Below are 12,307 nucleotides of genomic sequence, written 5' to 3'. Positions count from 1 at the left end.
CTCATTGAATTCATTAAATCTTAATAGGTCTATTTTTTTTCTGTCGCAATTGTAAACTGGTAGAAAAGGTCGATAGCCTGGGCAATGCCGCTAACGGCCTGAAGGTAAAGTCGCGGCATTAGTTCGTAGCGCACCTTAACTTCAGCGATAGAGTCAAAAACACCTGCGCCATATTGCACCCGCAGGCCCGGCGCAATCGTCCCGCCAATGGTGACCCGGGTGTCATCACCGCTGCCCTGGGTGTCGAGCGTGACATCCGAGAGGCCGATTTTTTCACCAATGGAAGTCACTACGCCGCCAAACTGGCTGACACCGAAACCGATCAGCATGGATTGCACTGCCGAACTGTCACCATCTTCGAGTCCCCGCCCTCTGAGCAGATAAGACCACTGTTCCTGCTGTGGCATGGATGGATCCGAATAGATAGAAAACTCCGGCCGGGAGGGGGCGCCGCTCACCTGCATGCCTACTGATACATCGTCTTCTATGCTGTCAGGGTTGCGAATAGCGTTCACCGACAGGTATGGGCTGGATAGCGGGCCGGAGAAAATAATATGGCCCTCTTTAATCAGCAGATCCTGACCGAATTGATGATAGCGGCCGTTGGTCAGTTGAATAGAACCATTGGCAGTCATTGGTTTTTCGGGCTGCAGATCCAGCAGCAGTTGGCCGCCAAGGTCTGATTTCAGCCCATAGGCGTCGATCTTGATGTCTTTGCCTAAAATCACATTCACATCCATGGAGAAGGGCGGACCGGCATGCAACAGTGCTTTTCTGGTTCCCGGAGTGATAATCTCCACATCATCAGAGGGGGTGACGGCCTGTTTGGGCAGTTGTTTGATGTTCGCTCTTGCCCAGGGAATGGTGATGTTCCCGGTCAGGGTTTGCGCGGCTCCAAGGGTCAGCCTTAAATCGGGGGAGGCTTTCAGCTGGAGGATGCCCGGCACTCTGGCTCCCAGGTTTTGCCCTGTTATATCGATAACACCGGAAGGGGGCATCTGTTGCCAGTCAAGATGACCTGACAGCTTCATTTCACCGTCGTCTATCTTCATGCTGCCACTGACTTCACCTTTATTGCCATCCACATTCAGCTCAGTGATCAGATGGCTGACTTTGACCATTTCCTGTTTAGCGGCCAGCTGTCCTGCACGGAGTTTCAGGTTGCCAAACAGCAAGGGATCTTTCAGAGTTCCACCCATGCGTGTGTCAGCGGATAAAATACCATCAATATGACTGATATCCGGAATCAGTGGTTGCAGAAAGTACAGGCGCATATCCTGCAGTCTGGCTTGTCCACTCAGGGTCTGGTCACTGTGCATGTTGTCGATGGTCAGATGGATGTAGGCGTCCCCCAGCTGTTTTGAGTCAAAGTCAAACTCTGCCTGCAGATCACCCTCATTCAGATTAATCACGGTGGAGAGCGTTTGATAGTTCACTGATAAAGGCTGATCTGAGTTGCTGGTGATTTCACCCGGCGTCGTCTGGATTTGGATATGAGCTATGGGCTGACCGCTATCCCATTGGATATCTCCACTGCCCGACAGTATGGCCTGCCAGTTAAGGTTGCCTGGCAGGAGTGGTTTCAGGGTTGACAGGTTAAAGTCTGATAGCCGGAAGCGTGTTGTTCCACGGTTGGCTGAAAAGTGTGATGCATCAATACAGAGCCTTGCCGGTTTGGCAAACCAGCATTGATCCGTCAGTTTTACTTCTTTATTGGCGGCATTCAGCCCGATGGTAACAGGCTGCTCCAGAGACCAGGCATCCACCGGTGTGATTACCCTGGCACTGGCTAACTGCCCCTGCCATTTGCCACGGCTGTTACCGTGGGTACCCTGCCAAACTCCGTTAATCTGTAACTCGCCGGATACCGGCTCACCCTGAGTTTTCAGGGATATTTGATGATTCCGTTCACTGCCACTGGCATTTAGCAGCACGTTTTTCAGCTGAATATTGCCACTGTTGAGAGAGTCCGCCTTAACCGTGGTTTTACCTTCCAGCAAGGTGGCTCTGGTCAATTCGCCGTTCACTTGTAACCGGTTGATACTGGTCTGTTCAACCTCTAGGGATGGGCTATCAAAGCTGAATAAAAGCTTTGGATGTTTATCGCTCCCTGATAGCTGAACGCTGCCTTGTAACGAGCCTTTCAGCTCCGGGGTAATCCTATCCAGAGAGCTGGCATCCAGTTTGGCGCTCAGGGATAACTGTTCTGCGATTTGTCCACTGATGTTAAGGCGGTTCTCGCCAAACGCTGCATAAAAGCTGTGAATATTCACGTTGAAGGGTAAAGCGGCCATGGGCCCGACCTGGTTGTCGGATGCCAGTTTTCCGGTCAATTCAAGGGGGGTATTCAGCAATGAGCCATTGATCGTCAGATCCGGAATGTTGAGTTGCCATAAACCATCGGTCATCATAAATTGAGTGGTTACTTTGCCGCTCAGCGTGCCGGGAAACTCTCTTAGCCATACTTCTGGCTGTAGTTTTGACAGCAGAATGTGTCCTTGCCAATGAATGCCATCTTGCCAGTTAACTGTTCCGGTCAGTTCCAAGGGATTTTCGGAAAGATTGCTTTCATCATCAGGGCTAAGTGACAGTGTTTTAATATCCAGCTGCTGCAAACTGCCAGAGGCATCTAAACGCAGTTGAGTTGCTGGTTGCTCAGCCACTTTAATGGATGTGTTCAGTGAGAGCTGGTACTGATTCAGATTGCCAGTGATCCTGGCTAAGCCATTGTCGGATGAAACCCCGGAGGCACTTTCTTGTAGTGGCCATTGGAATTCGTGCCATTTCAGGGCAACGCTTAGCGGGAAGTTGGGGGCAAGAGGGCCAATATTTCCTTCCAGCAATGCATTGATGGAGCCCTGTGTGGCAAGCCGCATTTGCAGTTGGCTAAGATCGCCCGAGCCTGCCAATGATAGCTTATCCCCTTTCATGGCTGCCAGCTCAGGAATATTGAAGTTATCCAGAATAGTGGTATTCAGGTTCAGGCTTAACGGATAGTTTTCAGCTAGCTGTATTTCGCCGTTTAAATGAATATTGGCCTTGGTTTGTTCTGCCTTAAGTGTCAGGTTAGTGATATGAGTCGCTTGCCAGTTGAAACTCAGCGCCAGCGCTTTCAGGGTTTCATCAATATCACCCTGCTGGTAGCGGGCATTGGTTAGTGTGAAATTTTCCAGGCTGACAGGGATTGGGAGTTTTACTTCCGGCAGTGTGATGGTTGAGAGATCAATGCCTGCCGACGTTGGTTTGTTCGGCGTTAAAGCCTTTGGAGTGGACGTTGTGCTGTCTTGGTCTTTTAACACAATCTGAAGGTTATCTGCCCGAACCTCAGGGATAAACAGCTGGCTATTCTGTAGACGGGCGTCTGCGGTAAAGGTTTCCAGGGACACCGTGGTTCCTGAAAAGGTGACTTCAAAATCCTGGATATGGATCTGACTGATCAGAATATCCAGGGGAATATCGACGGTTGCATCGGTAGAGGGCGGTGCTGAAGGCACGATTTCTTCGGCTACGGGCTGAATCTCAAGGTTGCCGCCTTTAACTTCCACCAGTTGTACCGGCAGCTGCCTGGTTAACACTTTTCCAAGCTGCCACTTCAGCGTTATATCATCAGCCTGAAACTTGATCCGGCTATCTTGCCAGCGGAGATTCTGAATATGCCAGCCTGTCATCAGCTGGCCTTCCGTCAGCTCCCCATCAAGCGCCGGAAGCACATTGTTCAGTTGGTGCCAGAGCAGGGTGTTGCCAGTGTGAGTAAACAGCAGCAGTGAGATCAGGGTAAGCAGGAAGACGGCTGTGACTGATAGACACCGCTTGATCAGAGATACTTTTTTCACTGGGCGTTGGTCTGGCGCTGCCGGGGCAGACCCGGCCTGTTCAGAGTTATGGTTTGGGGCGCTGTTCATAAATCCGGCCCCATGGAAAAGTGGATTCGCCAGGGAGAGCCGGGCTCACTGATCGCAAAGGCAAAGTCCAGTTTTAACGGACCCAGGGGCGTCACCCAGCGGATGCCCGGCCCAGCCCCGGTTTGCCATTCAACCTGACCTTTTTTGTAGGAGTTGGTTGCAGTTCCGCTGTCAACAAACAAGGCGACCCGCCAGTTTTCAGCAATTTCATAGTCATATTCAATACTGGCTACCGAAAGGTACTGGCCGCCAACCAGCTGGCCGTTGCTGTCCCTTGGGGACAGGCTGTCATAGCTGTAGCCACGGACCGTCTGGTCACCACCGGTAAAGAAACGAATGGACGGCGGGATATTCTGAATGTCGTCCACCCAGATGGCACCCTGCTCAATTCGGCTGATCAATCGGTGATGCTTGAAGAACGTGGTCAGCCATTTGGCCCGGCCCCACACTTTGATAAAGTCCGCATCAGATTGCCAGGCTTGGGCAGAGGTTTCGATTTTCAGGTTGTAGAGGTGTCCGGAGCGGGGATCCGTTGGGTTGCCAACCACTTTCCGGCGGTCAAATGACATGCCGGGTATTAGCAACAGGTTACTGCTGTTTTGCAGCCCCTGGGTGTAGTTCTCATAATCTACCCGGATAAAAAAGTCCTGGTCCCAGTTACCCGGCCGCTTTTTCCACTTATTAACAGAAGCGGAAACAAGCTGGCTGTCGGTATCCTGAACCGACGTTCTCTGGTAACCGCTGTCCAGGCTGTAGTATTCCAGCAGAGGGTTGCCATAGGGGATTTTATAGCGCCCACTCAGCTCCTGCCCTGTTTTGGACACTTTGATATCGCTGGTGAAACTGTGCCCTTTTTCATCCAGCCATGGGTTATCGACACTCAGGGATACCCTTGGACCTTCGTCTGTAGAGAAACCGATACCGGTCTCCAGCTCCCAGGCACTTTTGGGTATCACACTTACGAAAATCGGAACCTCACCATCAACCGCTTTGTCCTTGAGAGGGCGGACTTCAATGGATTTAAAGTAACCGGTGGCAGAAAAGTCCATGTTCAACTGGCTGAGCTGTTCGGAGCGATAGGGTTGCCCCGGCTCAAAATTGATCATGGTGTTCAGCAACTCTCGGGTAGCTTCGCTCACCAGATCGTCATAAATAACCGATCCGAACCGGTATCGTCTGCCGGATTCCATGGTCAGGGTAATGTCAGCCCGATGTTTGGCCGGGTAGACTTTGATCTGGTGTTCACTCAGGTCTGCATCAAAATAACCACGGGTCAGGGCCAGTTTATTGAGCCCTGTTTTCAGCGACTCATATTCACCATCATTCAGGACATCGCCTGTTTTTAACCGGCTCTGCCTGATTAACCGGGTAAATGCCCGGTCTTGCCGGGCATCACCTTCCAGATTGATTTGCAGGGACTGGACAATCACTGGCTGACCCGGATTGATAGTAATGATGAGCTGACTGGCAGCTTTTTTGCTGTGAAAGTCAATGGTGGGCTGGTAATAGCCCAGGGCCATCAGGGATTTTTGCAGGGCCTCCCGGATTTCTTGCCGGTATTCATCCAGTTGTTCGGGTTTGATGGCAGGCAGGTTATTAAGGTAGAGCGTCGCATTTTGCAGTAAGGCTTTGTCGAGCCCATTGATTTTATAGGTCAGAGGTTTTGTTGCCCAGGCCGATGCAGAAAAAAACAGGATGATCAGCAGCCACAGGCCGATTCGCCGTTTCGGTGTATGGATAAGTGCTGTGCTTTCGTGATCGGCCATAATTCAATGATAGTGGGTACGCGTTCCCGGCAATAAAAACGGTAAATTGGAGCGGTCTCTGGCTATATCGACCTCCAGGAGGCTCATCGTTGAATGGATAGTGGTAAATCACCATATCGACACCGGATATTACCAGTGCGGCAGACCTTGTCTCCCCTTGCAACCAACGCAACAAATCTCTAAAATTCCCGCTCTTTGTATGCTCCGGCCAATCTGTCCGGCGTATATTTCATTCTCAGTAGAGCTTTTTTGGTCAAGAGTCGATCAAGAGGGTTGCCATTGTGAATGTAGTAACCGGTGAGCGCCTGCGCTCACACTCTCCTTGCCTTACTGCTTTATAGAATCTTTTCGACGGCTGTCGGAGATAAAAATTGCAGGAGGCTATTTAACCCGTAAGGAGCAAATAATGCGTCATTACGAAATCGTTTTCCTGGTCCACCCTGACCAGAGCGAGCAAGTACCTGCCATGGTTGAGCGCTATACTCGCGCTATCACCGAAAATGGTGGCAAGGTACACCGTCTTGAAGACTGGGGCCGTCGTCAGCTGGCTTACCCAATCAACAAGATCCACAAGGCTCACTACGTTCTGATGAACATTGAGTGTGGTAACGAAACTCTGGATGAGCTGACGGAAAACTTCCGCTACAACGACGCGGTTATCCGTAACATGGTCATTCGTCGTGATGAAGCCATCACTGAAGCTTCTATCATGCTGCAGTCTGAAGAAAAGCGTGATCGTCGCGACGATCGTCGTGAAGACCGCCGTGAAGAACGTGCCTCTGAAGAAGCCGTTGAAGACGAAGTAGAAGAGTCTGAAGAGTAAGACCTGACGCTCAGTCGCTCACGACTGCTAAGGTTCCTGCTTTAACCTGCTCTTTACCATACAAGCATAAATCCAAGGAGGCGTTGCCATGGCACGTTTTTTCCGTCGCAGAAAGTTCTGCCGTTTTACCGCTGAAGGCGTGAAAGAGATCGATTACAAAGATCTGAACACCCTGAAAGCTTATGTTTCTGAAACCGGTAAGATCGTTCCTAGCCGTATCACCGGTACCAAGGCTCGTTACCAGCGTCAGCTGGCAACAGCGATCAAGCGCGCTCGTTACGTGGCCCTGCTGCCATACACCGATCGTCACTGATTTATTCACAGGGTATAGCTGATGCGTGGACTGGCGGAACTGGTAATGCGTGGCCCGAAACAGGCAATGATCCTGGCCACTGTGTTTGCCTGTATTCCCATGCTGTTCTGGGTGAGTGCAGCCATTATTTCACTGGTAGTACTACGTCGTGGTACCAGTGAAGGGCTGAAAATACTCACGTGGGCTGTGCTGCCGGGTATTGCCTGGGCAGCCATGGGACAGTTCTCCACGATCATCGGTTTGACAACCATCGTGGCTTTGGCCCTGGTATTACGCCAAACGGTTTCCTGGCAAAAAACACTACTGGCGCTGCTGCCAGCCGGAGCTTTCATCGCTCTGGTCATGGCGCAGCTGGCTCCACAGCAAATCGCCCTGATCAGCGAACTGGTCATGACACTGGTTCGTGACTACGTTCAGCAGGCAGGGCAGAGTACGGACGACTTAGTAGCGGGCATTGGGCCGTTGGTAGAATACGGGGTTATCGGTGTGATCACCTGGTTTAACCTGGTGATCTGCATCCTTGGGTTGGTGCTGGCCAGATCCTGGCAGGCACAGCTTTTTAACCCGGGTGGATTCCGTGAAGAGTTTCACCAGATCCGCCTGCCGTTCCCGGTAGCCATGGGGCTTCTGGCATTTACCCTGGTGGGAGCAACCGTTGTTCCTTACATGCTGGTGCTGGTTCCTGCAGCAACGCTGCCATTGCTGGTGGCGGGGCTTGCCATGATCCACGGGCTGGTGAGGATGCGACAACTGGGAAGCTTCTGGCTGGTAGGGTTTTACATCCTGTTGATTTTTGTCACGCAACTGGCGTACCCGGTCATTGTTTTAACTGCATGTCTGGACAGTCTTTTTGATTTTCGCGCCCGCGCGAATAACCGACTGCATCAGGGATGACAGGTACTAGATAGAGGCTAGCGAAATGGAAGTAATCCTGCTCGAAAAAATTGCCAAGCTTGGTAAGCTGGGCGACAAGGTCACCGTTAAAAACGGTTATGGCCGTAACTTTCTGATTCCTTTTGGCAAGGCCCTGCCTGCCACTGAAGCGAATCTGGCGACTTTCGAAGCCCGTCGTGCCGAGCTTGAGAGCGCGGCTAACGAACAACTGAGCGGTGCTCAGAAGCGCGCTGCAGAAATGGCTGAAATCGAACTGACCCTGACCGCCAAAGCAGGCGACGAAGGCAAACTGTTCGGTTCTATCGGTCCTCGTGACCTGGCGGAAGCCATCACTTCTGCCGGTGTTGCGGTTGCCAAGAGCGAAATCCGTCTGCCAGAAGGCCCAATCCGTGCCGTTGGTGAGTACGACGTTGGTATCCAGCTGCATTCTGATGTTGCTGCAACTATCAAGGTGTTTATCGAAGCTGAATAATCAGTTCGGTTAACAGATAGATTAAAAACCGGAACTCTAACGGGGCTCCGGTTTTTTTTAACCCGGCTTATGGCAATTCATCGGTTTTTTTCCCTTTCTACAAAGAGAAGGGCTGTCCTGAGATTAACCATCGAGCGTTGCAATAAGTTGCTCAAAAAATTCTGGACAGTGAGTCCTTATCTCTTTCACGTCAAGTGCTGCTAATGTTAACGGATGGATGGGGTTTTTATTAACCCATTTAAACAGCAGGTCATGCTCAAAATAGACGGTCTGTGGCCCACCCTGGTTCTGCTTTTTGTCGATTGCTGCCGGCCATGAAATTAAATTTCCGCCAATGGGGCAACGATAGGCTGATGACTCGTTATCTCCCGACTCACTCAGAAGGTCTTTTGCCAACGTCAATTGCCCGGACCACTCAACAAGTTCTTTAACCCTTTGTGGTGATGGGGATTCTCCGGCTGCCAGAAGGAAACTGATGAGATTCCAGCCAGGATCACAGGATACAGGAATGTGATCAAATTCTCTCCTGGGCAAGCCGATTTTGCAGGCAATCGGAAAGATCCATCCAATTCCATCGTCTGTGTCGGGGATCTGGCTGAATGCTGAAATATAAGCCATTCCCTGCTGGATGTTGCTAACGGTCTGCTCAGGCAGACAACTCAGGAACTCATCGGTTTGTTGTTGCGGGAAATAGGCCAGCGCTTCCTTGTCATTCAGCCATTGCAGCGCCTGATAAAGATGACCCGTTTCAAGACCCCGTTCGGTTTCAGTCAGTTTCTTAGACAGGCGATAAGCCAGAAGCTGTGGTTTGTCTCCGGTACACGTTTGTAATGCCTTTAGCTCATCAAATCCAAGCCCTGTACACATACCAATTCTATGCACGTTATGGCTCAGCAGTAGATTACCCAGGAAATCCATGGTTAAGGGTATTGAGCCTGGTTTTCGGGGGATTTCATCTTGCTGGCCAAGTACTAACGGCGGTAATGGTGTGCCGGTGATGGATTGTAACTGCGGAAACGTACTCATATTGCACACGCTGTTCACCAATGATGCCGAACAAGTCTGATTCAAAGCGTACAGGAGATTTTCGGGAGTGAGCCTTCCCAACGTATTGGCTGCATAGAAAATGTCATAAATCATTTTTTGTAAAACTTTTGCATGCTCCCCGGAAACAATCAACTTTCTTTTATGGTTGGGTAGACCCAGCATTTTTGCCAGAGGTTCTGCCTCAAAATCCGGATTCTGAATCAGCATGTCGGCCAGTTCTAACAATTGTGATCGCGTAAATACCGGGCTTGCCTGTTCAGAATCACCAGCGGTCATGTTACTCAATAACCGGTTGGCTACTCTGAACTCCATCACCTCCGGTTTATTAAGAATGCGGACAACGTCAGTAATGGATAAACCGCCTTTGCTATTTCCACGGTTTTTCTGGTAAATCAGTTCCAGAAAAATCACTCTTTTAAGAGTATCAGGAAAAAACTTGATTTTTTTCTGCATCGTCATCAACAGGGGGTGTTTAAGTAGTTCGGAATAACCACAGACCTGTGCCAGATATTCCGGGAGGATTTGCATTTGATTACAAAAAACGGAAACCAAATCCCGTATACTTAACAACCGATCAGGCTCGCCGTTATTTTCTGATAACCTCCTTTTGGATTGGTATTGTGGAAGCTGATGATAATCCAGGCCCAGTTTGGGACAAACTTTCGTCTCGACTGACCAGCAACTGCCACTTTCACAAATAACCGCACACAAATTGGCGAAGGTCAGCAGTTGCTGTTCGTCTGCCCGCCATAACAGCTCTGCGACATAGACATTCCATTCTCCGACCAGTAGTGGCAATAATGCTTCCCGGTCAGCGTCAGGCAGATCTAATCTGGCGGCAAGAGAATAACGTTGTGCTTTATCCAAGTGCTTATTAACGATCAGGTAAGCATCTCTGGGTGAAATCCTGTCGTACCACGACCGATTGTCATTGTTATAGCAATCAGGCTCCGCCAGGGAGAGAGATCCGCAGTCAAAAAAGCTTTTTGCTCTGGTGACAATTTCCTGTTTTTTATTGAAAACGTATTGATGCGGGAAAATGAATCGACATAAGGCGTATGTGTTATTTCTATATTCTTCACACAGTGCCATATCCATAAGTTCGCTGACCCCCTGAACCAACCTTTCTGGTAGCAAAAGGTTTGATGTTTCAGCGCAGGTGAGTAATTCGCACAACTTGCTCTCGGGGTTGCTCAATGCAAGGTTTGTATCGATGCTTTTTATCATGTCATAGGGAACCTCCAGTACTAACCCGAGCCCTTGCCACTGTTGTGCGTCTATACCAGCATCTTTCAGACATTTCAGGGCATTTTTGACGGCGTCTGTCATCGGTACCCGGCTACCGTCTGTGGGTGTTTGTGAAATATTTCTTGATGTAACTGACGATGTGGTGGCGTGTGGATGCAGAGCTGAAGTACCTTGCGGTATCTGTGGGACTGTTATCTCAGAGAGCAGCCTGACAGGACATTTTTGATGGGATGGTATGGTACTGTCTGATTCAGGCGAACGAGCCTCTTGGGGTGTCAGGATTGGAGCATGTGAACGAGTTGGAAAATTATTCATGGGAACATTGCTTTCCGTTGGCCTGATTTATTTTATTGGACTCGTTAATTGAATAAAAATTCCAGATAATCCCTTTGTTAAATAGATAGCCATTGACTTTTATGCTGTTTCCAGTTCGTGACTGAATGCTGTGCCGTTTTATTGTACTGGTGAATGAAAATCGTTATTCCTTCTGAAGGTCGGAATCAGGTATCCTGACATGCCACTACTCTTTTCCGCAGAACGTTAATATGCCGGATGTCAGTCCTCGCGAACTGGCGCTTCCCCTTGATGAAGCGACGGTTGCCATTAAAACACCCTCCCCACTCCATTGAAGCGGAGCAGTCCGTTCTGGGTGGTCTGATGCTGGATAACCAGGCCAGGGACCGGGTGGCTGATAAGCTGACGTCGGATGGTTTCGGATCGCTGTTCATCCCTGCGGGCGCAGGGAACACGGTTGGCCTCTGCATTAGGCGTTGATAAATCCCGGTTCATCCCTGCGGGTGCAAGGAACACTGGGTTAATCGCAACCTGATGAGTTCGTCTGACGGTTCATCCTTGCGGGCGCAGGGAACACCTTCATATTCAGAACTGTGAAATCTAATTTCTCGGTTCATCCCTGCAGGCGCAGGGAACACTCTACAGCAATCCCACAGCCGGTTGGAGAATCCGGTTCATCCCTGCAGGCGCAGGGAACACGGACAGCTTCCAGCAACATCTTGCCGGTGTCGCGGTTCATCCCTGCAGGCGCAGGGAACACTAATCATCCCCGGTGTAATGCCCTGCCATTGACGGTTCATCCCTGCAGGCGCAGGGAACACCCACTCAAGCCCGTACCACCTCCGCCGAAATACGGTTCATCCCTGCAGGCGCAGGGAACACGCTTTGCGGCATACGCGCCCATTGCCAGAATGCGGTTCATCCCAGCAGGCGCAGGGAACACGAGATTATAGAGATAAAGAAAGGCGGTTTTTACGGTTCATCCCAGCAGGCGCAGGGAACACGGCGCAGCATATAGCCGACGATACCGTTATTACGGTTCATCCCTGCAGGCGCAGGGAACACTTCAGTGCGTCCCTCAGACATAAAAGCCGGTTCATCCCTGCAGGCGCAGGGAACACCGTTGCTGCCTTTCAAGCCATGAATCAATGTGCGGTTCATCCCTGCAGGCGCAGGGAACACGAGCGGGACGTGATTCGACAACTGCTGATGCGCGGTTCATCCCTGCAGGCGCAGGGAACACTTAGGGTTGTCCCGAATCTTGATAATGTCCCGCGGTTCATCCCTGCAGGCGCAGGGAACACGATCACATCACCGCCATGTATAATAATCTGATCGGTTCATCCCTGCAGGCGCAGGGAACACCGGGCCGCCAGGTTCTCCGCTGACACCGCCAGCGGTTCATCCCTGCAGGCGCAGGGAACACAGTTATGTTGCTCAGGGTGATACATCAGGTCGCGGTTCATCCCTGCAGGCGCAGGGAACACTTTTACTGTAACCTGACCCGTCACCGCAGAATCGGTTCATCCCTGCAGGCGCAGGGAACAC

General features: G+C 50.7%; 7 protein-coding genes, 1 pseudogene and 1 CRISPR repeat array. Of the genes and pseudogenes, 5 read left to right on the top strand and 3 right to left on the bottom strand.

What is annotated here, in order from left to right; genetic code table 11:
- Positions 1 to 29: 29 nt before the first annotated feature.
- Both ACO6V1_RS09135 and ACO6V1_RS09130 read right to left on the bottom strand, forming a co-directional pair.
- Positions 30 to 3,902, bottom strand: coding sequence for a translocation/assembly module TamB domain-containing protein (locus ACO6V1_RS09135; RefSeq protein WP_422466600.1), 3,873 nt, complete (start codon positions 3,900 to 3,902; stop codon positions 30 to 32).
- Positions 3,899 to 5,668: an autotransporter assembly complex protein TamA gene (locus ACO6V1_RS09130; protein ID WP_422466598.1), complete on the bottom strand. Its 1,770-nt coding sequence runs from the start codon at positions 5,666 to 5,668 to the stop codon at positions 3,899 to 3,901. Before ACO6V1_RS09130 ends, ACO6V1_RS09135 begins: the two co-directional genes overlap by 4 nt.
- A gap of 406 nt (positions 5,669 to 6,074) precedes the next feature.
- Here ACO6V1_RS09130 and rpsF point away from each other — a divergent pair, with 406 nt between their 5' ends.
- From rpsF to rplI, 4 genes are all read left to right on the top strand, one after another.
- A complete protein-coding gene (gene rpsF / locus ACO6V1_RS09125; RefSeq protein ID WP_101745436.1) occupies positions 6,075 to 6,491 on the top strand; it encodes a 30S ribosomal protein S6 in 417 nt (138 codons plus the stop codon).
- A gap of 88 nt (positions 6,492 to 6,579) precedes the next feature.
- Entirely contained in the window at positions 6,580 to 6,804 is a 225-nt protein-coding gene (gene rpsR / locus ACO6V1_RS09120) for a 30S ribosomal protein S18 (RefSeq protein WP_020584246.1), read from the top strand.
- 21 nt (positions 6,805 to 6,825) lie between these two features.
- Complete coding sequence (locus tag ACO6V1_RS09115) at positions 6,826 to 7,698, top strand: hypothetical protein (RefSeq protein WP_422449893.1); 873 nt, start codon at positions 6,826 to 6,828, stop codon at positions 7,696 to 7,698.
- A 25-nt stretch (positions 7,699 to 7,723) separates the two neighbouring features.
- Entirely contained in the window at positions 7,724 to 8,170 is a 447-nt protein-coding gene (rplI, locus tag ACO6V1_RS09110; RefSeq protein ID WP_422449894.1) for a 50S ribosomal protein L9, read from the top strand.
- Positions 8,171 to 8,293: 123 nt separating this feature from the next.
- On the opposite strand, the gene ACO6V1_RS09105 is transcribed toward rplI, so the two are convergent.
- Complete coding sequence (locus tag ACO6V1_RS09105; RefSeq protein ID WP_422449895.1) at positions 8,294 to 10,546, bottom strand: hypothetical protein; 2,253 nt, start codon at positions 10,544 to 10,546, stop codon at positions 8,294 to 8,296.
- A gap of 471 nt (positions 10,547 to 11,017) precedes the next feature.
- Between ACO6V1_RS09105 and ACO6V1_RS09100 the strand changes: the two are divergent.
- Positions 11,018 to 11,131: pseudogene (locus ACO6V1_RS09100) on the top strand (hypothetical protein); the annotation flags it as partial.
- 54 nt (positions 11,132 to 11,185) lie between these two features.
- Positions 11,186 to 12,307: direct repeats of the CRISPR family, unit length 29 nt; unit sequence CGGTTCATCCCTGCAGGCGCAGGGAACAC.

Source organism: Endozoicomonas sp. ALC013 (assembly GCF_049310205.1).
Taxonomy (GTDB): domain Bacteria; phylum Pseudomonadota; class Gammaproteobacteria; order Pseudomonadales; family Endozoicomonadaceae; genus Endozoicomonas.
This window is presented reverse-complemented; position numbering and strand designations above follow the sequence as displayed.

Excerpts from the sequence above, each read along its gene's own strand:
- rpsR (WP_020584246.1), top strand. The coding sequence starts at position 6,580 with ATGGCACGTTTTTTCCGTCGCAGAAAGTTCTGCCGTTTTACCGCTGAA.
- rpsF (WP_101745436.1), top strand. The coding sequence starts at position 6,075 with ATGCGTCATTACGAAATCGTTTTCCTGGTCCACCCTGACCAGAGCGAG.
- ACO6V1_RS09105 (WP_422449895.1), bottom strand. The coding sequence starts at position 10,546 with ATGACAGACGCCGTCAAAAATGCCCTGAAATGTCTGAAAGATGCTGGT.
- ACO6V1_RS09115 (WP_422449893.1), top strand. The coding sequence starts at position 6,826 with ATGCGTGGACTGGCGGAACTGGTAATGCGTGGCCCGAAACAGGCAATG.
- ACO6V1_RS09135 (WP_422466600.1), bottom strand. The coding sequence starts at position 3,902 with ATGAACAGCGCCCCAAACCATAACTCTGAACAGGCCGGGTCTGCCCCG.
- rplI (WP_422449894.1), top strand. The coding sequence starts at position 7,724 with ATGGAAGTAATCCTGCTCGAAAAAATTGCCAAGCTTGGTAAGCTGGGC.
- ACO6V1_RS09130 (WP_422466598.1), bottom strand. The coding sequence starts at position 5,668 with ATGGCCGATCACGAAAGCACAGCACTTATCCATACACCGAAACGGCGA.